This is a genomic window from Celeribacter sp. SCSIO 80788 (genome assembly GCF_051054295.1).
In the GTDB taxonomy this organism is placed as follows: domain Bacteria; phylum Pseudomonadota; class Alphaproteobacteria; order Rhodobacterales; family Rhodobacteraceae; genus Celeribacter.
The window spans coordinates 2400066-2423952 of record NZ_CP150482.1; the positions used below are offsets into that span (position 1 = coordinate 2400066).

The 23887-nt window shown below is 61.8% G+C and carries 25 protein-coding genes; 7 read left to right on the plus strand and 18 right to left on the minus strand.

From position 1 onward, the window contains the following. Window positions 1–18: 18 nt before the first annotated feature. The 4 genes from V1471_RS12020 to V1471_RS12035 all read right to left on the minus strand — a co-directional run bounded on the left by V1471_RS12020 (window position 19) and on the right by V1471_RS12035 (window position 5147). Window positions 19–864, minus strand: coding sequence for a formate/nitrite transporter family protein (locus V1471_RS12020; RefSeq protein ID WP_434289038.1), 846 nt, complete (start codon window positions 862–864; stop codon window positions 19–21). A gap of 50 nt (window positions 865–914) precedes the next feature. Next, window positions 915–1235 (minus strand): nitrite reductase small subunit NirD, encoded by a 321-nt coding sequence (nirD, locus tag V1471_RS12025; protein WP_434289039.1) that lies wholly within the window; start codon window positions 1233–1235, stop codon window positions 915–917. Continuing rightward, window positions 1232–3685, minus strand: a complete 2454-nt coding sequence (gene nirB / locus V1471_RS12030; RefSeq protein ID WP_434289040.1) for a nitrite reductase large subunit NirB — start codon at window positions 3683–3685, stop codon at window positions 1232–1234. The genes nirD and nirB overlap by 4 nt, the downstream gene beginning before the upstream one ends. Before the next feature lie 319 nt (window positions 3686–4004). Beyond that, entirely contained in the window at window positions 4005–5147 is a 1143-nt protein-coding gene (locus tag V1471_RS12035) for an alpha-D-ribose 1-methylphosphonate 5-triphosphate diphosphatase (protein WP_434289042.1), read from the minus strand. Between the two features lie 79 nt (window positions 5148–5226). Here V1471_RS12035 and V1471_RS12040 point away from each other — a divergent pair, with 79 nt between their 5' ends. Beyond that, a complete protein-coding gene (locus V1471_RS12040; protein WP_434289044.1) occupies window positions 5227–5910 on the plus strand; it encodes a DUF1045 domain-containing protein in 684 nt (227 codons plus the stop codon). Here V1471_RS12040 and phnN read toward each other — a convergent pair. The 8 genes from phnN to phnG are packed head-to-tail and all read right to left on the minus strand — an operon-like array spanning window position 5892 to window position 11900. After that, window positions 5892–6434 (minus strand): phosphonate metabolism protein/1,5-bisphosphokinase (PRPP-forming) PhnN, encoded by a 543-nt coding sequence (gene phnN / locus V1471_RS12045; RefSeq protein WP_434289045.1) that lies wholly within the window; start codon window positions 6432–6434, stop codon window positions 5892–5894. The two genes, V1471_RS12040 and phnN, sit on opposite strands and share 19 nt — an antisense overlap. A 3-nt stretch (window positions 6435–6437) precedes the next feature. Continuing rightward, window positions 6438–7121, minus strand: a complete 684-nt coding sequence (gene phnL, locus V1471_RS12050; RefSeq protein ID WP_434289047.1) for a phosphonate C-P lyase system protein PhnL — start codon at window positions 7119–7121, stop codon at window positions 6438–6440. Between the two features lie 34 nt (window positions 7122–7155). Further along, complete coding sequence (locus V1471_RS12055; RefSeq protein ID WP_434289049.1) at window positions 7156–8121, minus strand: CorA family divalent cation transporter; 966 nt, start codon at window positions 8119–8121, stop codon at window positions 7156–7158. A gap of 3 nt (window positions 8122–8124) precedes the next feature. Next, complete coding sequence (gene phnK / locus V1471_RS12060) at window positions 8125–8895, minus strand: phosphonate C-P lyase system protein PhnK (protein WP_434289051.1); 771 nt, start codon at window positions 8893–8895, stop codon at window positions 8125–8127. After that, window positions 8892–9752, minus strand: a complete 861-nt coding sequence (locus V1471_RS12065; protein WP_434289053.1) for an alpha-D-ribose 1-methylphosphonate 5-phosphate C-P-lyase PhnJ — start codon at window positions 9750–9752, stop codon at window positions 8892–8894. Before V1471_RS12065 ends, phnK begins: the two co-directional genes overlap by 4 nt. Then, window positions 9749–10849, minus strand: a complete 1101-nt coding sequence (locus V1471_RS12070) for a carbon-phosphorus lyase complex subunit PhnI (RefSeq protein WP_434289055.1) — start codon at window positions 10847–10849, stop codon at window positions 9749–9751. The genes V1471_RS12065 and V1471_RS12070 overlap by 4 nt, the downstream gene beginning before the upstream one ends. Next, complete coding sequence (phnH, locus tag V1471_RS12075; RefSeq protein WP_434290930.1) at window positions 10849–11418, minus strand: phosphonate C-P lyase system protein PhnH; 570 nt, start codon at window positions 11416–11418, stop codon at window positions 10849–10851. The genes V1471_RS12070 and phnH overlap by 1 nt, the downstream gene beginning before the upstream one ends. 14 nt (window positions 11419–11432) lie before the next feature. Beyond that, window positions 11433–11900 carry a phosphonate C-P lyase system protein PhnG gene (phnG, locus tag V1471_RS12080; protein WP_434289056.1) on the minus strand — a complete coding sequence of 156 codons (468 nt, stop codon included), beginning with the start codon at window positions 11898–11900 and terminating at the stop codon, window positions 11433–11435. A 127-nt stretch (window positions 11901–12027) separates the two neighbouring features. Here phnG and phnF point away from each other — a divergent pair, with 127 nt between their 5' ends. Together phnF and V1471_RS12090 are read left to right on the plus strand one after the other, a co-directional pair. Then, complete coding sequence (gene phnF / locus V1471_RS12085) at window positions 12028–12738, plus strand: phosphonate metabolism transcriptional regulator PhnF (protein WP_434289058.1); 711 nt, start codon at window positions 12028–12030, stop codon at window positions 12736–12738. Window positions 12739–12834: 96 nt separating this feature from the next. Next, window positions 12835–14013: an alpha-D-ribose 1-methylphosphonate 5-triphosphate diphosphatase gene (locus V1471_RS12090; protein WP_434289059.1), complete on the plus strand. Its 1179-nt coding sequence runs from the start codon at window positions 12835–12837 to the stop codon at window positions 14011–14013. A gap of 1 nt (window position 14014) precedes the next feature. Here V1471_RS12090 and V1471_RS12095 read toward each other — a convergent pair whose 3' ends face one another. The 5 genes from V1471_RS12095 to phnC all read right to left on the minus strand — a co-directional run bounded on the left by V1471_RS12095 (window position 14015) and on the right by phnC (window position 18809). Then, window positions 14015–14629 carry a chloramphenicol acetyltransferase gene (locus tag V1471_RS12095; protein WP_434289061.1) on the minus strand — a complete coding sequence of 205 codons (615 nt, stop codon included), beginning with the start codon at window positions 14627–14629 and terminating at the stop codon, window positions 14015–14017. A 112-nt stretch (window positions 14630–14741) separates the two neighbouring features. Then, a complete protein-coding gene (phnE, locus tag V1471_RS12100) occupies window positions 14742–16076 on the minus strand; it encodes a phosphonate ABC transporter, permease protein PhnE (protein WP_434289063.1) in 1335 nt (444 codons plus the stop codon). Further along, window positions 16073–16963 (minus strand): phosphonate ABC transporter, permease protein PhnE, encoded by an 891-nt coding sequence (phnE, locus tag V1471_RS12105; RefSeq protein ID WP_434289065.1) that lies wholly within the window; start codon window positions 16961–16963, stop codon window positions 16073–16075. Before phnE (V1471_RS12105) ends, phnE (V1471_RS12100) begins: the two co-directional genes overlap by 4 nt. A gap of 62 nt (window positions 16964–17025) precedes the next feature. Then, entirely contained in the window at window positions 17026–17931 is a 906-nt protein-coding gene (gene phnD, locus V1471_RS12110; protein WP_434289067.1) for a phosphonate ABC transporter substrate-binding protein, read from the minus strand. A 53-nt stretch (window positions 17932–17984) separates the two neighbouring features. Next, on the minus strand, window positions 17985–18809 hold the full coding sequence (gene phnC / locus V1471_RS12115; RefSeq protein ID WP_066701904.1) for a phosphonate ABC transporter ATP-binding protein: 825 nt from the start codon (window positions 18807–18809) through the stop codon (window positions 17985–17987). Window positions 18810–19034: 225 nt separating this feature from the next. Between phnC and V1471_RS12120 the strand changes: the two genes are divergently transcribed. The 3 genes from V1471_RS12120 (at window position 19035) to V1471_RS12130 (ending at window position 22144) form a co-directional block, all read left to right on the plus strand. Then, the gene (locus V1471_RS12120; RefSeq protein ID WP_434289069.1) at window positions 19035–20093 is read left to right on the plus strand and encodes an AbrB family transcriptional regulator; all 1059 of its coding nucleotides are present in this window, start codon (window positions 19035–19037) and stop codon (window positions 20091–20093) included. Between the two features lie 123 nt (window positions 20094–20216). Continuing rightward, window positions 20217–21230: a glycosyltransferase family 2 protein gene (locus tag V1471_RS12125; RefSeq protein ID WP_434289071.1), complete on the plus strand. Its 1014-nt coding sequence runs from the start codon at window positions 20217–20219 to the stop codon at window positions 21228–21230. 116 nt (window positions 21231–21346) lie between these two features. Next, window positions 21347–22144: a hypothetical protein gene (locus V1471_RS12130; RefSeq protein ID WP_434289073.1), complete on the plus strand. Its 798-nt coding sequence runs from the start codon at window positions 21347–21349 to the stop codon at window positions 22142–22144. 12 nt (window positions 22145–22156) lie between these two features. On the opposite strand, the gene rpe is transcribed toward V1471_RS12130, so the two are convergent. Continuing rightward, complete coding sequence (gene rpe, locus V1471_RS12135) at window positions 22157–22855, minus strand: ribulose-phosphate 3-epimerase (protein WP_434289075.1); 699 nt, start codon at window positions 22853–22855, stop codon at window positions 22157–22159. 175 nt (window positions 22856–23030) lie between these two features. Here rpe and V1471_RS12140 point away from each other — a divergent pair, with 175 nt between their 5' ends. Then, window positions 23031–23873 carry a helix-turn-helix domain-containing protein gene (locus tag V1471_RS12140; protein ID WP_434289076.1) on the plus strand — a complete coding sequence of 281 codons (843 nt, stop codon included), beginning with the start codon at window positions 23031–23033 and terminating at the stop codon, window positions 23871–23873. Window positions 23874–23887: the final 14 nt, after the last annotated feature.

Consider the following 23887-nt stretch of genomic DNA (forward strand, 5'->3'; position numbering starts at 1 on the left):
TTTTCCGGAGTGTGAACCTTATTCCGCCGCGATACCGGAAACGTCGTCGTTGCGCACCGCGTTGCGTTTCGGAGATTCCTTGAAATGCGTGGCGTAGATCATGCCGCCCACAAAGGTCAGACCGCCGACGAGATTGCCCAGAACCACCGGGATCTCGTTGTAGATGAAGTAATCCGCCCAGGTGAACTGACCGCCGAGGATGATCCCCGAGGGAAAGAGATACATGTTCACGATGGAATGCTCGAAACCGAGGTAGAAGAAGATCAGGATCGGCATCCACATCGCCATGATCTTTCCGGACACGGAGTTGGACATCATCGCGGCGACCACACCGGTGGAGACCATCCAGTTGCACATCACGGCACGGACAAACACGGTCAGCAGACCCGCGCCACCGGCGGCGGCATAGCCCAGCGTGCGGGCTTCACCGATCTTGCCGATTTTTGCACCGATCTCGTTGGGCTCCTGACTGAACCCCATGGTGAAGATGATCGCCATGAAGACGGCCGTGGTCATCGCACCGGCGAAGTTGCCAACGAACACGAGGCCCCAGTTGCGCAGCACGCCCTTCCATGTACAGCCCGGACGTTTCGCGATCACGGCCAGCGGGGCAAGGGTGAACACGCCGGTCAGCAGATCGAAGCCCAGAAGGTAGAGAATGCAGAAACCCACCGGGAAGAGCAGCGCGCCCACAAGCGGCTGGCCGGTGTTGACGGTGATGGTCACGGCGAAAGCCGCCGCAAGCGCAAGGATCGCACCGGCCATATAGGCACGGATCAGCGTATCCTTGGTCGCCATGAAGATTTTCGATTCGCCGGCATCCACCATTTTGGCGGCGAACTCGGCAGGTTGAACGTAAGCCATTGTTTTACTGTCCCTGTTGGAGTTGTCGTCTTAGGTCTGTCGCAAGTCTGTCAGAGACCGAGAAACACGGTCTCGCCGTCCAGTCTGACTGGAAAGGTCGCGGTCACCCCCTCGTCGGCACCCTGTGCGGTGCCGGTTTCGAGGGAAATGACCCAGTTGTGGAGCGGGCATGTGACACATCCGTCGTGCACGATGCCGTCGCTCAGCGGCCCGTTCTTGTGCGGGCATTTATCTTCGAGGGCGAAAAGGCGGTCGTCCGTCGTGCGGAAGATGGCGATGGTCATCTCGCCGTTTTTCACACAGCGCGCGCCTTGACGCGGAATATCGTTCAGAGCTCCGACTTCAATCCAGGTTTTCGTCTGCATGTTCATTCTGCTGCCTCCAGATTGAGGGTGGCCATGGGTTTGAATTCATGAGCTTCGGCGCCCGCGACGCGTTCGGCCCAGGGATCGATCTGCGCGAATATCTGCGAGAAGGCGAAGCGGTCTGCATATTCTTTGCGCGCCTCAAGGTTGTCGTAGACCACCTCGCGGATGTGGTCGTAACCGATCCGGTCCGCCCATTTGTAAATCCGTTCAAGGTAGAACCCGGTTTCGCGGTAGTATTGCGTCAGCGCGCAAACTGTCTCCATGACCTCGTCTTCGGTCGCAACCTTGCCCAGAGGCGAAGTGCCTTGGATGTGCAGGCCCGCCGCACCGCCAAAGATGATTTCATAGCCACTGTCGACACAGATGACGCCGATGTCCTTGCACGTCGCCTCCGCACAGTTGCGCGGACACCCGGTGACGGCGAGTTTGAGTTTCGCAGGCGACCACGAGCCCCAGAGTGCTTTTTCGAGCTTGATGCCCAGACCCGTCGAGTCCTGCGTGCCGAAGCGGCACCAATCCGTGCCGACACAGGTTTTCACCGTGCGCAGACCCTTCGCATAGGCCGCGCCCGAAACCATGCCCGCCGCGTTGAGATCGGCCCAGACCGGGATCAGGTCTTCTTTCTTCACACCGAGCAAGTCGATCCGCTGGCCGCCGGTCACTTTGACGGTCGGGATCTCGTATTTGTCGGCCACATCGGCGATGGCGCGCAGCTCATCCGGCGTGGTGATGCCCCCGAACATCCGCGGTACGACGGAATAGGTTCCGTCTTTCTGGATGTTGGCGTGCACACGTTCGTTGATGAAACGAGACTGCTGGTCATCGACATATTCGCCCGGCCAGTCCGCCACGAGATAATAGTTCAGCGCCGGGCGGCATTTGGCACAGCCCTCGGGCGTCGACCATTCCAGTTCCTGCATCACGGCGGGGATGGATTTGAGGCCCTTCGCCTTGATCATCCGACGGATATAACCGTGGCCATGGGTGGTGCAGCCGCAAATGCCCTGCGCTTCGGGGATTTTGAAATCGTCGCCAAGGGTCACGCCCATGACGCCCTCGACGAGGCCGGTGCAGGTGCCGCAGGAGGCGGAGGCCTTGGTGTGGGCGCGCACTTCGGCAAGCGTCGTCAGACCCTTGTCCTTGATCGCCGCAACGATCATGCCTTTGGTGATGCCGTTGCAGCCGCAAATCTCCGCCTCGTCCGGCAGGTTCGCCACAGCGGCCAGAGGATCGGCCTTGCCGCCGCCCTGATAGGCCTGCCCGAAGATCAGCGTCTCGCGCATCTCCGACACGTCCTCGCCGGAGATCAGCATCTGGTTGTACCAGGCGCCATCCGCAACATCGCCGTAGAGCACCGCGCCGATCACCTTGTTGTCCTTGAGGATCACGCGCTTGTAAGTGCCGCGCATCGCATCGCGCAGCACAATGTCCTCGCGCCCCTGCCCTTCGGCAAAATCACCCACGGAGTAAAGATCGCAGCCCGTCACCTTCAGTTTCGTCGGCGTCTCGGCATGCGCGAAAGCGGCCTCCGATGCCCCGGCAAGATGCTCGGCGGCCACTTTCGCCATGCGGTAAAGCGGCGCGACGAGGCCATAGACCATGCCGCCCACTTCGACGCATTCCCCAACGGAATAAATATTCGGATCGGAGGTTTTCATCGTCGCGTCGGTGACAATGCCGCGATTGACCTCAAGCCCCGCCTCTTTGGCAAGCTCCGTGTTCGGGCGGATGCCGACGGCCATGACCACGAGGGAGGCGTCAATCACACGCCCGTCGGCAAGCTCCACCCCCTCGACCTTGTCCGTGCCGAGGATCTGTTTGGTGTTGGCTTCGCAGAGCACTTCAATGCCGCGGTTCTCCAGCTCTTTTTGCAGCAGATACCCCGCCGCCGTGTCGAGCTGGCGCTCCATCAGTGTCGGCATCAGGTGAATGACGGTCACATCCATGCCGCGCAGTTTAAGCCCCGCCGCTGCCTCAAGACCCAGAAGCCCGCCGCCGATCACAACAGCCCGCCCGCCTTTTTCAGCCGCTTTGATCATCCCGTCCGTGTCGTCGAGATCACGATAGGCCAGAACGCCCGGCAGGTCAGACCCCGGCACCGGAATGATGAACGGGTTCGACCCGGTGGCGATGACCAGCTTGTCATACTCAGCCACGACACCGCCCTCGGAAATCACCTTGCGCTCATGGCGGCGGATCTCGGTGATCTTGTCGCCCTGGTGCAGCGTGATGCCATGCTCGGCATACCAGCCTTCGCCATGAATGATGATATCGGCATAGGTCTTTTCGCCCGACAGAACCGGCGACAGCATGATGCGGTCGTAGTTCACACGCGGCTCGGCGTTGAAGATGGTCACATCGTATTGGTCGGTCGCCTCGAACAGATGCTCAAGCATCCGGCCCGGCGCCATCCCATTGCCAACGATCACGAGTTTTTGCTTTTGAGCAGTCATAACGGCACTTCCTCTCAGAACGCGGTTCGTCTTGGCGAACCCTTGGGTCTTTGGTGAGAATGCAGCGCCGTTGCTGCGGGCCACGCGGGGGGTGGCTATGTCGATCATATCGCGCCCTTGCGATATGCGAGCGCTTGGCTCGTTGGGATGATCTTCTAGGGGATCGCGGCTGCGAAACAAGACGGAATTGCGCTCCCCGCCCCGAAATCCTTTGCAGCCGCAGCATGGTTTGCTTAAGTTTTATGCAAACAGTCACGAAAAAATAACAAAAAAGGCAGGGCGCAAACACCCTGCCTCTCGTTGCTTCGCCTTGAAACGCTCAGCCGACCTGACGCCCGTGCGACCAGACGCCTCGAATCACCGGCATGCCCTCGATCCGCGCGATGCGCACCAGATCGGCATGAAGCCCCGGCGCGATGCGGCCGCGATCCGAGAGCCCCACCGCCTCGGCGGGGTTCGCTGTGACGGTGGCGATGGCGCGGGGGATGTCGTCCCAGAGATCGGCCAGAAGCATCGCCGAGGACATCAGCGCCGAAGGGACATAGTCCGACGACACGATATCCAAAAGCCCCCGCTCGGCCAGTTCATGCGCCGCCACATTGCCGGAATGCGACCCGCCCCGGATCAGGTTCGGCGCGCCCATCATCGCGGCGATGCCATGGAGTTTGCAGGCCTGCGCCGCCTCGATCGTCGTCGGGAATTCGGCCACACGCACGCCATGCTGCCGCGACACCTCGACATGCTCCGCCGTGGTGTCGTCATGGCTGGCCAGAACCGCGCCGTAGCGTTTCGCCTCGGCCACAGCCACCGCTTCGTGACGCACGGCATAGGTGTCGCGCAGCTCGTAGAGGTGGTTCACATGGTCGTCGAACTCGGCATTGGACATGCCGCGTTTCTTTTGCACATAGTCGCGCAGCTTTTCGATGTCGCGAAACTGCCGCTGCCCCGGCGTGTGATCCATCAAGGACACAAGACCAACGCGATCCTCCGGACCGAACTCGGCCATCTCGGCCTCCAAGGTCTCGGAACAAATCTCTGCCCTGAGATGCAGGAAATGGCTGATCTTCAAAGCGCCCAGATCGCGCAGATGCATCACCTCGCGCGACAGGTTGCGCGCATATTTGCCATAGCCCGCATCGCCGCGCGTATGGATCGACCCCACGCGCATCGCATCGAACACGGTCGTGATACCGACCGAAGCCAGCTCGGCGTCATGAGCGAGGATCGCGGCCTGATGCGGCCAGTCGACCTTGGGGCGCGGCTCGATATGGCGTTCGAGATTGTCGGTGTGCAGCTCGATCAGGCCGGGGATCACCATATCGCCCCCCGCATCAATCGCGCTCGGCACCGCCGTCCCTCCGGTGCTCACATCCGCGATCTTGCCATTCTCGACACGGAGGCTGCCGTGGATCACCTCCGCCTCCAAAACGATCCTGGCATTGGTCAAAGTAAAATCGGTCATCACATCGTCCTTGTCAGCGGCGTCTCCCTGCCCGATCTATGTCACACGGATGTGACAGGGGCCGGGTAGGAGCAACGCCATGGATGAATTCAAAAGATACGCGGTCTATTACGCCCCCGCTCCGGGGCCGTTTGCCGAATTTTGCGCCCAATGGCTGGGCTGGGATGCGTTTGAGGGGATCGAGTTGCCGCATCCCGCACTCGAAGGCCTGCCCGCGCCGATCCGTGAGATCACAGAGGCCCCGCGCAAATACGGGTTTCACGGAACGCTCAAGCCGCCGTTTCGCCTGACCGGCACGCGCGCCGAATTGATGGCCGATCTCGCGGGGTTTGCCGCCGCTCACAAGCCCATCGAGATGGAGGGGCTGGCGCTCACCCGCATCGGCGGATTTCTGGCGCTCACACCCATGGGCGATCTGACGCCCCTCGAAGTCCTTGCCGGAGAGATCGTCGCAACGCTCGATCCGCATCGCGCGCAGCCCTCGGAAACCGAGCTGGCGCGCCGCCGGTCGGCGGGGCTTTCGGAGCGGCAGAACGCGCTTTTGACGCAATGGGGTTATCCCTATGTGATGGAGGAATTCAAATTCCACCTCACGCTGACCGGCAAGCTCTCCATCGAGGAGGCCGAAACCGTCAAAGCCGCGCTGGGACCGGTGCTCGCGCCGCTTCTGCCCACCCCCTTCCGCATCGAGGATCTGTGCCTCTTCGGGGAGGCGGAGGATGGCCGGTTTCATCTTTTGCACCGTTATACGCTTTCCGGCTGAAGGGCCGCGAGAAACGCGTCCACCGCGGCGTCCAGCGCTCCGTCATTGTTGATACGCCGCACCGGCAGGCCCGGCGCGATGTCGTACCCCGCGCGCGCCAGACGTTTCTCGATTTCCGCCCGGCTTTCGCGCCCGCGCGCCGCAAGACGGCTGGCCAAAACCTCCGGCGAAGCGGTGATCAGCAGGACGCCCATATTGGGATAAAGCGCATAGGCCTCCGGCAGGATCGCGCGCGAGCCGTTAAAAAGCACATCGCGCCCTTCGCTCAGCGCCGCATCAATCGAGATCGGCACACCGTATTTCAGCCCATGCGCCTCCCAATGGAGCGCGAAGTCTCCGTCCGCGACACGCCGGTCAAATTCCTCCACCGTGACGCCTTCGAAATCTTCCCCGCCCGCCTCTGTGGGCCGGGTGATCACGCGTTTCGCCACGGCCAGATCGCGCCGCCGCTCAAGCGCCGCTTCGATCAGCGTGTCCTTGCCCACGCCGGACGGCCCGACCACGGCATAAAGACGCCCGACCACGGCTCAGGCCGCCTTCGCAGGGGTAAAGGCCGAAACGTTGATCTCGCGGTCAGCGACCCGTTCACGGGCCGGAGCATCGTGGAAAATCCCGATGATCGCCGCCCCGCGCGCTTTGGCCTCTTCGATCAACGACAGAACCGTTTCCCGGTTGGTCGCATCGAGAGAGGCGGTGGGTTCATCCAAAAGCATCGCCGGATAGTCATGGGCAAAACCGCGCGCGATGTTCACGCGCTGCTGCTCGCCGCCCGAGAATGTCGTGGGCGACAGGCCCCAGAGCGTTTCCGGAATATTGAGCCGGGACAGAAGATCGCGCGCCTTGGCAAAAGCCGCCTCTTTATCGACGCCAACGGTCAAAAGAGGCTCCGCCACCACCTCCAATGTGGGCACACGCGGCACGACACGCAGGAATTGCGAGACATAGCCCAAAGTTGCCCGGCGCAAAGCGATGATCTCGCGCGGCTCGGCGGTGGCGACATCCGTCTCACCGACCCAGATATGCCCGGAGGCCGAGAGGTAATTGCCGTAAATCATCCGCATCAGCGTCGACTTGCCCGCCCCCGAATTGCCCGTGAGCGCCACGCATTCGCCGGGCATGACATCGAACGTCGCCCCCTGCATGACGGGGATCACGGCGCTGCCCTGATTGTGCAGGGTGAAGGATTTCGAGACGTCTTCAATCCGGATCATCGGACGCGTTTGGGGCAGCGTTTGTGTCATGGGATTACAGCCAGTTTTTCCATTTCGAGAGAAGATAAGTCCCCAGCGCCGAACCGAACATCAGCGCCGAGGCGATGAGATAGCCATGAGGGCTGTCGAGGCCGGGAATGAAGGGAAAGTTCATGCCATAGACAGACGCGACCAGCGTCGGCGGCAGGAACAGAACCGCCACAACCGAAAGGATGCGGCTTGTGTCGCTTTGCTCCAGATTGATGAGGCCCAGCACCACATCGGTCAGCTGCGCGATCCGCCCCGAGAGGAAATCGCCATGCACGGTGAGCGCCTGACAATCCTTGACCTGCGCCTTGAGGATCGTGGTCAACCCCTTGTCCTTGTCCTCGACAAGACCCAAGCCAAAGCTCGACAAAGCCCGCTCGACGGTCAAAAGCGCGTGCCGGTATTTCGCCACCTGCTCGCTTTGTTTGCCCAGCGCCCGAAGCGCATCGGCCAATTCATCGCCGCGCGGTTCGGGATCGCGAAAGGCGATATGCGATTCCTGATCGAGCGCCACGCCGACGCCTTCCATAAGGTCGGCAATGCGGGCGATGATCTCTTCGATCAGGCTGAGAAACACCCGCCTGCGCCCGGCATAGCCCGCGCTCGATTGCGCGGCATGCGCTGCAAAGGTCTCGAAGGGGCGTGGCGTATGATAGCGCACGGTAAAGAGCCGCTCCGGCGTGATCAAAAAGGCAACCGGGCCGAAAGACGGCTCTTTGTTGCGGTCGAGCCCCGGCAGGACGATGGTCAACACCTCGGTGTCGCCATCGCGATACAGCCGGTTCGACACTTCGATCTCCTGCATATCCGCAAGCGTCGGCACAGAAATCCCAAGCGCCTCCACAGCCGCAACCTGCGCCGGTTGCGGGCTGAGCAGATCGATCCACAGCGCCTCGGACAGGTGCCCGGTCGGATCGCCCTCCGGGGGCAATCGCTCAAGACCTGTCTCAGTGGGTCGATAGGCGAAAATCATGTGTCACACCTGCAAGACAGAGGACACGAGAAGCTGGGTGTAGGCATGTTGCGGGTCATCGAGCACCTGATCTGTGAGGCCATGTTCCACGACATGGCCGGATTTCATCACCATCAGACGATCCGCCAAAAGCCGAACAACGGCAAGGTCATGGGTGACGATGATCGCCGACAGTCCCATTTCCCGCACAAGCCCGCGCAGGAGATCCAAAAGCCGCGCCTGCACCGACACATCCAAGCCCCCGGTCGGCTCGTCCATGAAGACAAGCCTCGGCCCGGTCACAAGGTTCCGCGCGATTTGCAGGCGTTGCTGCATACCGCCCGAGAAGGCCGAGGGTTTGTCATCCACCCGGTCCTCGTTGATCTCAACCCGGCCCAGCCAGTCGATGGCCTGCGTGCGAATATTGCCATAATGCCGCGCGCCGACCGCCATGAGACGCTCGCCGACATTGCCCCCCGCCGAGACCCCCATGCGCAACCCGTCGCGGGCGTGTTGATGGACAAAGGCCCAATCCGTGCGCGACAACATCCGGCGTTCCGGTTCGGACATGGTGAGCGTGTCGACCATGCCCCGGTCCCGCGTGTCGAACAGAACCTGCCCGCTGTCGGGCGGCAGATGCCCCGCCATGCAATTCAGCAGCGTCGATTTGCCGGAGCCGGATTCGCCCACGATGCCCATCACCTCGCCCGGGTAGAGATCGAAAGACACATCGGTACAACCGACCCGCCCGCCATAGGTTTTGCGGATGTCTTTGACGGAAAGAAGAGGAGTCATTCTGCGGCCTCCGGAGAGAGACGCCCGCGATGGCCCTTGGCCTGCCGCTCGGCGCAATAATCGGTGTCGGAACAGACAAACATCCGCCCGCCCTCATCGTCGATGATCACCTCATCGAGATAGGTGTGCTCCGCCCCGCAGAGATCGCAGGGATGGTTGGCTTTCGACGCCTCGAACGGGTGATCTTCGAAATCGAGGCTCACGACCTTGGTATAGGGCGGCACGGCGTAAATCCGTTGCTCGCGCCCTGCCCCGAAAAGCTGAATCGCCGCCATTTCCATCTTCGGATTGTCGAATTTCGGAATCGGCGACGGGTCCATCACATAGCGCCCCTCGACCTTGACCGGATAGGCGTAGGAGGTGGCGATATGGCCGTGTTTCGCGATGTCCTCGTAAAGCTTCACATGCATCAGCCCGTATTCTTCAAGCGCGTGCATCTTGCGCGTCTCGGTCTCGCGCGGTTCCAGAAAACGCAGCGGTTCCGGGATCGGCACCTGATAGACGAGGATCTGCCCCTCTTTGAGCGGCTCCTCGGGAATGCGGTGGCGGGTCTGAATGACCGTCGCCTCGCGGGTTTTCTCGGTCACGGCAATCTCTGCCGTCTTCTCGAAGAACTTGCGGATCGAGACGGCATTGGTCGTGTCATCCGCGCCCTGGTCGATCACCTTAAGCACATCTTCCGGCATCAAACAGGCGGCAGAGACCTGCACGCCGCCGGTGCCCCACCCATAAGGCATCGGCATTTCGCGCGAGGCGAACGGCACCTGATAGCCCGGAACGGCAATGCCTTTGAGGATCGCGCGGCGGATCATCCGTTTGGTTTGCTCGTCGAGATAGGCGAAGTTATAGTCGCTCATTCTGCGGCCTCCTGCGCGCTGTTTTCAACTTGGGCGGATGCGATCTCCGCGCGCATTTTGCGGACCAGCTCCATCTCAGACTGAAAATCCACATAGTGTGGCAATTTGATATGTTCGAGAAATCCGGTCGCCTGAATGTTGTCACAATGATACAGCACGAACTCTTCGTCATGCGCGGGCGAGTTCGACACCTCGACACCAAGCTCTTTGCTGCGCAGCGACCGATCGACCAAAGCCATGGAAATCGCCTTGCGTTCCGTCTGGCCGAAGGTCAGCCCATAGCCCCGCGTGAACTGCGGCGGCTCCACCTTTGAGCCCGCGAATTTGTTCACCGTCTCGCATTCGGTCAGCTCAACCTCGCCGATCTCGATGGCGAACCCCAGTTCCGGGATGTCCATCTCCACCGCCACCTTGCCGATGCGCAGTTCGCCCACAAACGCATGGCTGTTGCCGTAGCCGCGCTGGGTCGAATAGGCCATCGACAGGATGAAGCCCTCGTCGCCCCGCGTCAGCGCCTGAAGCCGCAACGCGCGATTGGCGGGCAATTCGAGCGGCTCGCGGGTCAGATCGGGCGGGGTGTTTTCGCCTGCCGCCTCGGTCTGGATCAGCCCCTCTTTATTCAGAAAAGACGTCACATGCGGCACCGGTTCGATCCGGGGATCAGAGACAGCCGCCTCCGGCACCTCACCCTCCGCCATCAGTTTGAAGTCGAGCAAACGGTGCGTGTAATCGAAGGTCGGGCCAAGCACCTGCCCGCCCGGCACGTCCTTGAACGTCGCCGACACCCGCCGGTCACAGGCCATTTTGTCGGTCTCCACCGGATGCGAATGGCCGATGCGCGGCAGGGTCGTCCGGTAGGCGCGGATGAGGAAAATCGCCTCGATCAGATCGCCGCGCGATTGTTTGATCGCCAAAGCGGCGAGATCGGGATCGAACAAAGACCCTTCCGTCATCACGCGATTGACCGCGAGCGCGAGCTGTTCGCGGATTTGCGGCACCGTGAGTTCGGCCACAGTCACGTCGCCCCGGCGCTCTTCGGCCAGCCACGCGTGCGCATTGTCGATGGCGCGCTCTCCGCCTTTGACAGCAACATACATCAGAGCGCCTCCACTTTTGTAGACCGTGGCAAGCCCGCGATCTGAGTGCCGCATGTAAAGTAGAAATCGAGCCCGAGCGGGAAGAGCATCGCGTTCATCTGAAACGGCTCCAGCGCGGGCAAAGACAGGCCCGCCGAGGTTTCGATCCCAGGTCCGGTCAGCCGTGCACCTTCGTGGCTCAGTGTCTCCATTTCAACGATCAGCGTCGTCGAGCGATCGGGATATTCCGCCGTGCCGGTCGGAAAAGCGGTCACCGGCTGCAACGCCTCCCAAGTGCCCAAAGCGAACATCGCCTTCGCGGGGCCGACGATGGGCGCGCCGATCTGAAAGGCGATCCAATCGCGAATCTCCGGCGTGTCATGCGCCCCCATCAGGCAGAGCGGCGTTTCCGGATCGCAAAGCGTCAGCATAAGGCTCGCCGCCGCCTCAGAGACAGGCGCAGGCGCTTGGCCGCCTTTGATCTCATGGATCGTGCCGGGGCGGGCGAGCGCCTCCAAAGCTGCACGAAAGGCGCGCGCGGCGTCCTGTGGCGGGGTCTCAAAAGCGCCGATCAGGCTTTGTTCGCTCATCTGAGGTTTTGGCATCAGTCTTCCCCTCTCACCATGGTGAAGAAATCCACTTTCGTTGCGGCGGCTTTCGCGGCGCGTGCGGTACGGATCGCCTCCTGCGCCACCTGCAAAGGTGTCAAAACCGTCTCTCGCACCACCTCGGCCCGCGCCCCTTGCATCAGCGCATCAACCAAAGCCGCCTGCTCCGCCTGCCGCTTGTCGCGCCCCTGCACATAGCCATGCCCAACCTCGCCGGTCGCGAGGCGCAGCGAACAGCGGGTCACGGTCATCTCACCGAGGTTGAACGGTGCCCCCGTACCGCCCATACGCCCGCGCACCATGACGCCGCCCACTTCGGGCCGACGCAGCCACTCGAACGCGGGCAGATCGGCCATTTCGGCCATCCGTTCGGCCAAAAGCGCTGCGTCGGATTTGGCCAAAAGCCCCATCCACGCCTTGCGCGCCTTCTGGTCTGGGGAGAGTGCAGTTTCAGGTTTTCCCATCACCGCCACCTTTCTGATCTAGACAGCTTGCGGAGTTGTCTAAACTCCTATACAACTATACAAATCATCGCCGATCCTCTCCGGTTCGGCAAGGATAAATTCGTAAAACTTTGGTGACGGGACGCTCATGCCACGCACGCCGGTCTGGAAATCCATCGCAGAAGCCCTGTCGGAAGAAATCGCCAAGGGGCATTACCGCCCCGGCGACAAGCTGCCGACGGAGGCGGAGCTCTCCGTGCGCTTCGGGGTCAATCGCCACACCGTGCGCCACGCGTTGTCCGACCTGACAGAGCGCGGCATCACCCGCTCACGACGCGGCGCAGGCGTCTTCGTTCAAAGCGCGCCGGTGGACTATCCCATTGGAAAACGGGTGAGATTTCATCAAAACATCCGCGCGACGGGCCGCTTGCCGCAGAAAAAAGTGCTGCGGATCGAGACCCGGCCCTGCGATGAGAAAGAGGCCGCGGCCCTCGCGATTCCCCCCGGAGACGACGTCCTGATTTACGAGGGACTTTCCCTGTCCGGCGATGCCCCCGTGGCGCATTTCATCTCGATCTTCCCCGCCGCCCGCCTGCCCGGCCTTGCCGCGGCTTTCGAAGAGATCAGCTCGGTCACCGCCGCACTCAAATCCGTCGGAATCGAAGATTATCTACGCTCAGAGACCCGCGTCAGCGCCGAACGCGCCACCGCGACTCAGGCGTTGCACCTCGGTTTGCGCGAGGGCGATCCCCTGTTGCGGACCATAAGCCTCAACGTCACGCCCGAGGGCACGCCGATCGAGCGCGGCCTGACATGGTTTGCCGGTGATCGCGTTACACTCACTGTCACGCCAGACTGACCGAAACGTCATCTACGCGATACAAAACACAGGTATTTCAACCTGAAATGGCAAAAACGCCCCCGTATCAATGCCGCTCTATCGCAGGTAATTTCGATGTCCGTTCTTCCGCCCCTGAGCTTTTCCGGTGCCTCCGTCCTGATCGACGGGGCGTTTCGGCCCGCGCCGCTCTCCATCGCCGATGGGCTGATTGCAGACGACAACTTTGCCGAAGTGGACCTGAGCGGGTATCTGATCCTTCCGGGCATCATCGACCTGCATGGCGACGCCTTCGAGCGCCATATCGCGCCGCGTCCCCGCGCGCCTTTTCCGATCCGCTCAGGCCTTGCCTCCGCCGCCCGCGATGCTGCGGCCCATGGCGTGACGACGGCGTGGTTCGCGCAATGCTGGTCCTGGGAAGGCGGGCTGCGTGGCCCGGATTATGCCGAGGAATTGCTGGCCGAAATGCAGGCATTCGAGGCCCATGCGCCCATCGACATCCGCCTGCAAATCCGTTGCGAAACCCATATGATCGACAGTCGCGAGCGGCTTTTGGCGGCGATCCGGCGGTTTGGCGTCGACTATGTCGTGTTCAACAATCACCTACCCGAAGCGATTGAAATCGCCAAGAAAGAGCCGCTAGAATTCGCCGCTTGGGCGAAACGTGGCGGGCGCACCCCCGAACAGTTCATCAAGGTGCTGCGCGAGGCGAAAGATCGCAAATCCGAAGTCCCGCGCCATCTCTGGCAACTGGCCGAGGCCTTCGACACGCTGGGCGTGATGTATGGCAGCCATGATGACCCGGACGCCGAAACCCGCGAGGAATTTCGCGTTCTCGGCGCGCATATCGCCGAATTTCCGATCTCGGAAAAGGCCGCCGCGGCGGCCAAGGCGATGGGCGATCCGGTCCTGATGGGGGCGCCGAACGTGGCGCGTGGCGGATCGCAGGCGGGCAATATTTCGGCGCAGAAACTGATCGAACGCGGACTCTGCGATGCGCTGGTGTCCGATTATCATTACCCGACACTGGCCGCCGCTGCATGGACGCTTGTCGACAAGGGCGTGAAGGATCTGGCGCAGGCCTGGGCGATGATCTCAAGCGCGCCTGCGCAAATCATGAAGCTCAACGATCGCGGCAGCTTGAGTACTGGAAAACGCGCGGATTTCGTGGTGATCAACGCAGAAACCCGTGAGATCGAAGTGACCGTCTCCGGCGGGCGCATCGCTTACTTGAGCGGGCGGGCCGGGCAACGGCTTGCCTCTGCGGGCAGCGAAATGCGTCTCGCCGCGGAATAGTCTATTCGTATTTCTCAAGGAAAGCTTCGGCCTCAAGCGTGCGGAAATCGCCAAGTGCGGCGCGCAGGCGGGCATGATCCCAATCCCACCACGCAAGCGCCTGCATCCGCTCGGCGATGCCCGCCGGATAGCGCGGCCGCATGGGCGCGGAGGGCACACCCGCAACGATCGTGTAAGGCGGCACATCCTTGGTCACGACAGCTCCCGAGGCCACAATGGCCCCGTCACCGATGGTCACCTCCGGTTTGATGATCGCCCCGTGCCCGATCCATGTGTCATGACCGATCACCGTCCGCCGCGCGGCGCGCGCTTCGAAAAACGCAGCGTCGTCTTCGGCATCCTCCCAATAATAGGACGAGCGATAAAGAAAGTGATGCAGCGAGGCGTTGCGATAGGGGTGATCCGTCGGACCGATGCGCGTGAAGGCGGCGATATTGGCGAATTTGCCGATCGTGGTGTTGGCGATGTCGGAATATTGCTCGCAATAGGAGTAATCGCCGAGACTGGAATTCAGAACCCGCGCCCCCTTGCCCACCTCGCAATAGGCCCCGAAGGTGGAATTCGGCACTTCGGCCTCTTCATGTAAAAAGGGCTCAGTCGCGCTCAGTCTTGGCATGTGTCACCTATGGAAATGTCGGATCGCCTCCGGCGGGAGTATTTCGACCACAAAGGAAACCCGGATACAAATCCTGTTTCCAATTTTTCTGTTTCCTTTGGACCGAAAATACTCAATTCCCCTTGATCAGCTTGCGCCGCAACCAGCTTGAAAAGCTGTCCATCGCCATGACCAGAAGCACCACGAGAACGATATAATAGCTGACCTCTTCCCAGTCCTTCTGGGTGATCATCGCCTGTGTCAGCAAAAGCCCGATCCCGCCGCCCGTGATCGCGCCGATGATGGTGGCGGAGCGGGTATTCGACTCGAGGAAATACAGCACCTGCGAGAGAAGCACCGGGACGATCTGCGGGATGACCCCGAAGCGATAGCGTTGCAGAGGTTTCGCCCCAGTGGAGGCGACGCCTTCGATCTGTTTCTCATCGACGTTTTCGAGCGCTTCGGAGAAAAGTTTACCGAAGGAGCCGGTGTCGGTGAAGAGGATGGCCAGCGCGCCGGTCAGAGGACCGGGCCCGAAGGCACGGGACAAAAGGATGGTCCAGATCAGCCCATCGACGCCGCGCAGGAAATCGAAAAGACGGCGTGCCGCCATGCGGATCGCCACGAGCGGCGCGAAATTGCGGGCAGCGAGGAAGGCCAGAGGCAGGGCGATGATCGCCGCCCCGAAGGTGCCGAGGAAGGCCATAAGCACGGTCTCGAACAAAGCCCAAGCGGTATCGCCATGCCGCCAGATCGCGTTGTTCCAAAAGTCCTGCCAGGCGCCCTTGAGATTGGACCGCGTCGGGTCGATGCGGTCGCCGAAGAGAATATCCGAGATACTATGACCGTAATACGGGCTTTCCAGCGTGAACCAGAACAGCTCCCAGCCGAATTCGTAGACGAAGACCTCGGTGCGGGCTTTGGTCAGCGACAGGCGCGCGGCATCGGTGGTCACCATGAGGCGCGTGTTGGAATAGGAGATCCAGTCGGGCAGCGCGGCAGGATCGAGATTGATCGTCACGCCTTCGGCCCGGCTTTGCGTCGCTTCGATCACACCGAAGCCGGGCACGTCATAGCGCACGACATCGCCCGCGATCTCGATGGTGCCGCCATCGTCGAGCGTGATCGCTGCGGCGTCTTCGCCGACCTTGACCCAAGCCGGGTAGTTCGTCGCGTCGTAAGTGCCCTTCCGTTCCCCCTCGACCGCGACCTCGATCTCGCCAGTGCGGTTGTTGCGCTCGACATGGGTCTTGTAGCTATAGGTGTCGGACACCAGCGTCACCGCATTGTCCCAACGCATCCGCCCGGCCAGCCCCGCCAGATCGAAGGCGAAGAAGATATAAACGAAATAGGCCAGCACGATGAGCGGCAGGACAAAGGCGAGCCTGCGCTTGCGGGCGATCAGCGCCTTGGCGCGGGCGTGCATGTCCATGGACGTGTTGGTGGGCGTGTTGGCAGCGAAGCTCATTGCGCAGCTCCTTTCAGCGAACCCGGTTTCATCGAACCATGGGTCAGGCGATTGCGCACCACGGAGGACATCTGATCGAAGACGACGATGGTCAGGAACAACAGAATGAACACGGCGGCGGCCTCGTCGAACTTGCCCTGCCCCCAGGAGATCGCGTTTTTCAGCTCATAACCGATGCCACCCGCACCGACGAAGCCGAGGATGGCGGAAGCACGGATGTTGATCTCGAAGCGCAAAAGAGCATAGGAAAACCAGTTTGGGGCGACCTGCGGCACGAGGCCCAGCATCATACGCTGCGGCCATGTCGCGCCGACGGAAGCGAGCCCTTCGAGCGGTTTCTGATCGGCATTTTCGTTCACTTCGGAAAACAGCTTGCCCAGCGCGCCGACGGTGTGAAAGGCGATGGCGATGGCCGCGGGCACCGGCCCGCCGCCCAGCACGAAGATCAGCACCAGCGCGATCACGATCTCCGGGATCGCCCGCATCAGGTCCATCACCCGGCGAAACAGCGGAATGAGACGCGGCCAGGGCGCCAGCCCATGGGTCGAGAGCAGCGACAACACAATCGCCCCGCAAGCGCCGGTGAGCGTCGCCACGGCGGCGATATTGATCGTCTCGATCAGCGCCGGGATCGCATCGCGTAAATGCCCCGGCAGGTTCGCGCGTTTCTGCCAAGCCTCGGCAACCACATCGGCAGGAAAATCGAAGATATGCGGCAGACCGGGCAGGAAACCACCCGCATTGCGGTCGTTGGCGATGCCGAACCCGCTTGCCAGCAGAAGGACGAAAACCAGAAGCATGATGCCGCCATAGAGGCGGCGCTGACGGGTGAGCGCCATGTAATGAGCGCGGGTCGCGTCCAGCGTGTTGGCGGTGAGATCGGCCATGTTCGGAAGTCCTTCGGGAAAAGACCCCGCGCCAAAAGCGCAGGGTCCAATGTCAGAGCGGCTTAGTTCGAGGCGGCGAGACGGGCAGCGACGATGGAGGTGTAGGCCTCATGGGTGATCGGATCGAAACCGAGGCTGTCCCCTGCGGCCACACCATAGGCGCAATCCGGGTCCACTTCGTTCAGACCGTCGACCAGCGCGGTCATCGTCGCCTTGACATCGGCAGGCAGCGCCTTGCGCAGCACGACCGGACCTTCCGGGATCGGCTTGGAACGCCAGATCTCCACGAGATCGTTCATGTCGACGAGACCGGCATCCACAGCCTTGCGCAGCGCACCGGAGTTGTAACCGTCTTCCCAGGCCCCCTGACCGTCGGCCCAGGTCACACCGGCGTCGATGTCGCCGTTGTTCACCGCAACGATGGTCTGTTCGTGACCGCCGGTGAATTTCACTTCACCGAAATACTGACCGCTCTCCATGGTGATGCCGTCTTTGTACTGCGGGATCTCGACGGAGGGGATCAGGTAGCCGGAGGTGGAGTTCGGATCGCCGAAGCCGAAGGATTTGCCAGCCATGTCGTCGAGCGAGGTGATCCCGCTGTCCTTGCGGGCAAAGCCGATGGAATGATAGCCGTAGGAGCCATCGAGGTTGATCTTCACCAGAACCGGTTCAACGGCTTCCGGGTCCTGGATGTAGACCCCGGCGTAGGAGGATGCACCGAGCCAGGCCATGTCGATGGTGCCGCCCAGAAGGCCCTGCATCACACCGTTATAGTCGGCGGGCGCAAAAAGTTTCACCGGAACGCCCAGAGCCTCTTCGGCATAGGCGCGCAGGCATTCGTTGGAATTCAGACGGTCCTGAGCGTTTTCGCCGCCCAGCAGACCGATGTTGAATTCCTTGATCTCCTGAGCCTGAGCGGCACCGGCGAGTGCGGTGGTGGTCAGAACGGCAACAAGCAGTTTTTTCATCGTTTTCTCCAGTTGATAGACCCGCATGAGTTCGGTTGCTGCGGGTGAAAGGGTCAGACAGTAACCTTTGCGAGACGGCGCTCCACCGCCTCGACATCCTCGTGATCACGGATTTCGGTCGAGGTGGCGGCCTCCGAAAAATCGGCCCCCGCCCCGTAGATGTCGCGCGCAACGCCTGTGGTGAGCTGGGCGGGTGTGCCGTCGAACACCACGCGCCCGTCGCGCATGCCTATGATGCGGTCGCAATAGCGCCGCGCGGTGTCGAGCGTGTGAAGGTTCGCGATCACCATGCGCCCGTCCTCGTCATGGATGCGCCTGAGCGCCTCCATCACGGTCTGGGCGTTCATCGGATCGAGCGAGGCGATGGGTTCGTCGGCAAGGATCACCTTGGGGTCCTGCATCAGCGCACGCGCAATGGCGACGCGCTGTTGCTGACCGCCCGAAAGCGCCTCGGCGCGTTTTTCGGCATGCTCCGAAATGCCAAGGCGACCGAGAATGTCGATCGCCTTGTGAATGTCCTCTTCGGGATAGAGGTTGAACATGGTCGCCAGAGTGGAGCGACGACCGAGCGTGCCATGCAACACGTTGGACACCACATCCATGCGCGGCACGAGGTTGAACTGTTGAAAGATCATCGCGCAATCGGATTGCCACTGACGCTTCTCCGCCCCCTTGAGCGACAGCACATTGCGCCCCTCGAACAGCAATTCGCCCTCGGAGGCATCGGTCAGCCGGTTCATCATCCGCAGAAAGGTCGATTTCCCCGCCCCGGAACGCCCGATAATACCGATCATCATCGACCGGTCGATCTGAAAGCTGACCTTGTCCACGGCCGCTTTGGTGCCGAACCGTTTCGTCAGGCTCTTCACTTCGAGCATATCCGCCCCCTCTTTTTCGCTGGCGGCGATAAAGCACAGGGAGTGCATCCCTTCTGTGACGCGTGGAAAAAAGATTTGTGACAGGGGACGAGGCGTCCTCCTTCACAAGACGCACGACAATCGCCCGCGCAAGACTTGTGCACAATTCCCACGGACCTGTGGCTTGCCCCATCGCAAAGGCCTTGTATGTTGGCGCGACAAATTGCCCCCTCAGGACCCCGCCCCTTGCCCGATCTGCCCGCCCCGAAACGCCTGTTGCTCATCCTCATGACGCTGATGATCGGCGCGGCTGCGGGCACAGGGTTCTATCTCGCACACATGCCGTTGCCCTGGATGCTCGGGCCGATGCTGGTGATCTTCGTCTTCGTCATGGCGGGCGCGCCGCTGGAGGCCCCGAACCAGCTCCGCCCCATCGTCATCCCGGTGATCGGCGTCATGCTGGGTTCGAGCTTCGACACCGACACCTTCCAGAACCTGAGCCGCTGGGCGCTCTCACTGGCGGGGCTCTCGGTCTATATCGCGCTGTCCGCGGCCCTCGTCGTACCCTTCTACATCAAGATCGGTCGTCTCGACCCGATCACCGCCTTCTTCTCCGCCATGCCCGGCGGGCTCAACGAGATGACCGTGATCGGTGGCGCTCTGGGGGGCGACGAAAAACGGATCATTCTGGCCCATGCCGGTCGGATCGTGGTCACGATCTCGATCATCGCGCTCTATTTCAGGGTGTTCCTTGGCTACGAAGTCACCGGCATCACGCTCAAAAGCGACGGGCCAGCGATCACACTCATGAGTGCTGCGATTCTTCTGGCCTGCGCCGTGGTGGGCGCCTGGGGCGGCGCCAAACTGCGCCTGCCTGCGCCGGGACTGCTGGGACCGATGATCCTGTCGGGCGCGGCACATATGACCGGGCTGACCCATTCTTCGCCCCCCGCCCTTCTGGTGATTGCCGCACAGGTGATCCTCGGCACCTCCATGGGCTGTCGCTTTCGCGGTGCGCGCCCCGCGCTGGTGTTCGGCACACTGGCGCTCACCTTGGGCGGCACGCTCGTGACCATGGCCCTGTCCCTCGGCTTTGCGGTCGGGCTGCATCAGCTCTTCGGCCAGACCACGGAGCAGGTCCTGCTCGCCTATGCCCCGGGGGGCCTGACGGAGATGTCGCTCGTCGCCCTCGCGATGCATGCCGAGGTGGCCTATATCTCGCTTCACCATCTGGTGCGGATCGTCATTCTCGTGGCCGTCGCGCCGACGCTTTTGACCCGCATCGCCGGACGCCTCGGCTACTAAGTCCATCCCGTGCCCCGTGCTTGACAGGTCGAGAGCTGTGTGAGACCAACACAGCACTGTAAAAGCCGGACGTGGCTGTGCAAAAACACGTCACTCCTCCGGCACATGACAGGTAGGTTGAGTTTGAACACACTCGCAATCACATGCATCCGGGACGAGGGGCCATGGCTTCTCGACTGGATCGCCCATCACAAGGCCGCCGGGTTCTCGCATTTCCTCATCGCTTCGCATGATCTTTCGGACCGCTCCGACACCCTGCTGGACGCGCTCGCCGAGGCTGGCATCGTCACCCATTTGTCGTTCCGGCCCGAAGGCGAGAAATCCGTGCAATGGCAGGCGATGAAACTCCTGTCCAAACATCCGCTCTACAAGGCCGCCGATCTGGCGATGTTTTTTGACGTCGACGAATATCTGGTACTTGAGGACGGGCTGAGCCTCGACGCTCTCCTGCCCGAGGGGTTCGATGCCGTACCGCTGCGCTGGCATCTCTTCGGCAACAGCGGCATCGGGTCATGGGACGACCGCCCCGTCACCGAGCGCTTCACCATGGCCGCTCCCGACGAGATCGCCCTGCCGCTGGCGCATTTCTTTAAGACGCTCCACCGCCCCGCGGCCTTCAAGGGTCTCGGCGTGCATCGCCCGAAACCGCTCAAGGACCGGACCGCGCGCTGGATCGCGGCCAATGGCAAAGCGATGCCAGAGGCCTTTGCCGAGCAAAGTGCAAGGATCAATCTTTTCGGCCTGCCACAGGATGGCGCGCGCGCTTGGCTCAACCACTATTCCGTACGCTCGGTCGAGGAATTCGTGCTGAAATCCGCACGCGGCCTGCCCAATCACATGCTCAAACCGATCGGCCCCGGCTATTGGGCAGAGCGTAATTTCAACACCGAGGAAGACCGTCGCATCGCTGGGATGCGTCCCGGAGCCGAGACCGCGCGTGTGGAGCTTGCCGACTTCGAGGCGCTCCATGCCGAAACGGTGGCGCATCACCGCGCCCGGCTGAAAACCCTGACCACCGAACGTCCCGTGGTCGAGATGATGTGGCAACTGACGCTTATGGCCGGATCGACCCCGCCGGGACCGACCCAGCTCGCGGCGCATCTCGCCCGTCTCAAAGCCGTCGCACAGGACAGTTGAGTTCCCCCATGGCACCCCCGATGCAAGTCACCCTCCACATTGGCGTTCAATTCAGCTCAGGCCGCGACATTCTCCTGAGCGCCCGGGCAAATGCGCAACTGTTACGAGAGCAGGGCGTGTTCCTGCCGCCCATCCGCAAGGCCCGCAAAACCATCGATGAGACCCTCAGACGCCTCGACGGCATGCCGCCAATCCCGGAGGAACAGACCGAACTGCTCACCAGTTTGACCGGTCCCGGCGAGGTGCGGCATCTGGTGCTGGACGACGATCTTCGGGCCGGCTCCTTGCGCGACCTGTTCAACGGACCCGCCCTTTACAACGGCCTCGAAACCCGGATCGCCCCGACCGCAGAGCTGTTTTCCCAGACGCAATTCCGGCTCTCTCTCGCCCTGATCAATCCGGCGGTGTTTCTGGATCGCGCCCTCGCATCGGGGAACGCGACCCGCACGCTCCAGAGCTTCGCGGAAACCGCCGATCCCACGCGGCTCAGTTGGCGCGAGATGGTGCAGCGCCTGCGCCGCGCCATGCCGGAGGTGCCACTGGTGCTCTGGTGTGACGAGGATGCGCCATTGATCTGGCCGCAGGTCATGCGCCACCTCTTCGCCCTGCCACAGGGGGCAATCCTCAAAGCCCGGCTGCAACCGCTACAGCCTCTGCTCAAACCGGAGGGGCTGACGCGGTTGCGCGCCTATCTGGAAAAGTTTCCGCCGGACACTCACGCACAATATGAGCGGGTCATCCTGTTGTTTCTCGACAAATACGGCATCGAAGACGCGCTGTCGCCGCGCTGCGACATCCCCGGCTGGGACAGCGCAAAGATCGCGGAGGTCACCGCGCGTTACGAGGACGACATTGTCGCACTGGCACAGGACGAGGGGGTTACCCTGATCCTGCCCGACACGCCGCTCGCCTGAGCGACGCGGCTATCAGCGCGCGGCTTCGGCGGCGGCCCGGATCGCGCGGATGTTCTCGCCGTAAGGTGCCGGGTTGATCACGGAACCGCCCTTGAACACCGCAGAGCCAGCCACCAGCGCATCGGCCCCCGCCGCCGCCATCAGCGGCGCGGTGCTCGGGTCGATGCCGCCGTCGATCTCGATATGGATCGGGCGATCGCCGATCATAGCGCGCAGTTCTTTCACCTTATCGATCTGGGAATGAATGAATTTCTGACCGCCAAAACCGGGGTTCACCGTCATCACACAGATCAGATCGATCATGTCCATAAGATATTCTACGCTCTCGGTGGGCGTGCCCGGATTGAGCGCAACACCGGCCTTCATCCCCGCGCCCCGGATCGCCTGAAGCGTGCGATGAATATGCGGTCCGGCCTCGACATGGGCGGTGAGAATATCGGCGCCCGCATCCGCGAAAGCGTCGATATAGGGATCGACCGGCGCGATCATCAGATGCACGTCCATCACCGTCTTGATATGCGGGCGGATCGCCTTGCACATCGCCGGACCGAAGGTCAGGTTCGGCACGAAATGCCCGTCCATGACATCGACATGAATCCAATCCGCTCCATGCGCCTCGACGGCCTGAATTTCACGCCCGAAATCGGCGAAATCGGCGGCGAGAATGGAGGGCGCGATTTTGATGGAACGGTCAAAGCTCGGGGCGGTCATTTGGCGAATCCTTGGTCTTTGCGGCGGTTTACGGTGCTCTACCCGATGCGCCGGAGCCTGTCACGCCGTAGTGATTGCTTGGGAATGTGGCAAACCGAGCCAAACGTCACCTATTTCTGTCCTTACACCATATAAAATATGAGAATCAGGCGTTTTCCTATGGTAGAATTTACTCATGCTGACGACTTCATTACGACAGGCCGACATTCTATCCAAAGGGGAAGACTACCACTTTTCCCGAAGCGTCCTGTCCAGGACGCGCCCGAAAGCCCTACACGATCAGGACTATTACGAACTGTTCTGGCTTCACAACGGACGCGCGCGTCTTGTGACGGAAGCCACGCGCATGGCTCTGAGCGAAGGCGATCTGGTGTTTATCTCTCCCGGCCTGCCCCATGCGCTCCAGGGACAGGGCGAGGAAAGCCACATCGTCAACCTCATCCTGCGACGCAGACGAGTCCGGGAGCTGGTCGACCGCTTCCCTGAAGTGAGCCCGTATTTCCCCGGCGCCGGGTCCATCCCGGTTCAAGTGCGGCGCGACATCCGTCAGATGGCACAGCTTTCGACCGCGGCCAAAACGCTCGAGGCCTCGCCCCGCACCGCGCTCTTTCTCGAAGCTTTCCTGCTTCCGCTCATCGCCGGACTGGCCCTTGAAGCCCGTGAAAAGACCGAAGCCATGCCACTTTGGCTGTCCGAGGCGCTGGTGCGTCTCGAAGACCCGTCGGTGTTCCGGGACGGCGCAGCGGGGCTTGTGGCGCAATGCGGCAAGGCCCATGCCCATGTCGCCCGCACGATGCAAAGCTGCCTCGGCCAGACGCCTTCGGATTACGTCAACAAGCTGCGCATGGACTATGCCGCGCGCCGCCTCAAGGGCACGCCGGACAGCCTGTCGGAGATCGCGACCGACATCGGCCTGCAGAACATGAGCCATTTCCATCGGCTGTTCCGGGCGCGGTTCGGCATGACGCCGCGGCAATATCGAGTGAAACATCAAAAAGGCGTGGTGCAACCGGTTTGACCGATTGGTCAATG

What these genes read in the sequence shown, in the direction of transcription:
- V1471_RS12020 (WP_434289038.1), bottom strand. Translation starts at nt 864, where the DNA reads ATGGCTTACGTTCAACCTGCCGAGTTCGCCGCCAAAATGGTGGATGCC.
- nirD (WP_434289039.1), bottom strand. Translation starts at nt 1,235, where the DNA reads ATGAACATGCAGACGAAAACCTGGATTGAAGTCGGAGCTCTGAACGAT.
- nirB (WP_434289040.1), bottom strand. Translation starts at nt 3,685, where the DNA reads ATGACTGCTCAAAAGCAAAAACTCGTGATCGTTGGCAATGGGATGGCG.
- V1471_RS12035 (WP_434289042.1), bottom strand. Translation starts at nt 5,147, where the DNA reads ATGACCGATTTTACTTTGACCAATGCCAGGATCGTTTTGGAGGCGGAG.
- V1471_RS12040 (WP_434289044.1), top strand. Translation starts at nt 5,227, where the DNA reads ATGGATGAATTCAAAAGATACGCGGTCTATTACGCCCCCGCTCCGGGG.
- phnL (WP_434289047.1), bottom strand. Translation starts at nt 7,121, where the DNA reads ATGATCCGGATTGAAGACGTCTCGAAATCCTTCACCCTGCACAATCAG.
- V1471_RS12055 (WP_434289049.1), bottom strand. Translation starts at nt 8,121, where the DNA reads ATGATTTTCGCCTATCGACCCACTGAGACAGGTCTTGAGCGATTGCCC.
- phnK (WP_434289051.1), bottom strand. Translation starts at nt 8,895, where the DNA reads ATGACTCCTCTTCTTTCCGTCAAAGACATCCGCAAAACCTATGGCGGG.
- V1471_RS12065 (WP_434289053.1), bottom strand. Translation starts at nt 9,752, where the DNA reads ATGAGCGACTATAACTTCGCCTATCTCGACGAGCAAACCAAACGGATG.
- V1471_RS12070 (WP_434289055.1), bottom strand. Translation starts at nt 10,849, where the DNA reads ATGTATGTTGCTGTCAAAGGCGGAGAGCGCGCCATCGACAATGCGCAC.
- phnH (WP_434290930.1), bottom strand. Translation starts at nt 11,418, where the DNA reads ATGAGCGAACAAAGCCTGATCGGCGCTTTTGAGACCCCGCCACAGGAC.
- phnG (WP_434289056.1), bottom strand. Translation starts at nt 11,900, where the DNA reads ATGGGAAAACCTGAAACTGCACTCTCCCCAGACCAGAAGGCGCGCAAG.
- phnF (WP_434289058.1), top strand. Translation starts at nt 12,028, where the DNA reads ATGCCACGCACGCCGGTCTGGAAATCCATCGCAGAAGCCCTGTCGGAA.
- V1471_RS12090 (WP_434289059.1), top strand. Translation starts at nt 12,835, where the DNA reads ATGTCCGTTCTTCCGCCCCTGAGCTTTTCCGGTGCCTCCGTCCTGATC.
- V1471_RS12095 (WP_434289061.1), bottom strand. Translation starts at nt 14,629, where the DNA reads ATGCCAAGACTGAGCGCGACTGAGCCCTTTTTACATGAAGAGGCCGAA.
- phnE (WP_434289063.1), bottom strand. Translation starts at nt 16,076, where the DNA reads ATGAGCTTCGCTGCCAACACGCCCACCAACACGTCCATGGACATGCAC.
- phnE (WP_434289065.1), bottom strand. Translation starts at nt 16,963, where the DNA reads ATGGCCGATCTCACCGCCAACACGCTGGACGCGACCCGCGCTCATTAC.
- phnD (WP_434289067.1), bottom strand. Translation starts at nt 17,931, where the DNA reads ATGAAAAAACTGCTTGTTGCCGTTCTGACCACCACCGCACTCGCCGGT.
- phnC (WP_066701904.1), bottom strand. Translation starts at nt 18,809, where the DNA reads ATGCTCGAAGTGAAGAGCCTGACGAAACGGTTCGGCACCAAAGCGGCC.
- rpe (WP_434289075.1), bottom strand. Translation starts at nt 22,855, where the DNA reads ATGACCGCCCCGAGCTTTGACCGTTCCATCAAAATCGCGCCCTCCATT.
- V1471_RS12140 (WP_434289076.1), top strand. Translation starts at nt 23,031, where the DNA reads ATGCTGACGACTTCATTACGACAGGCCGACATTCTATCCAAAGGGGAA.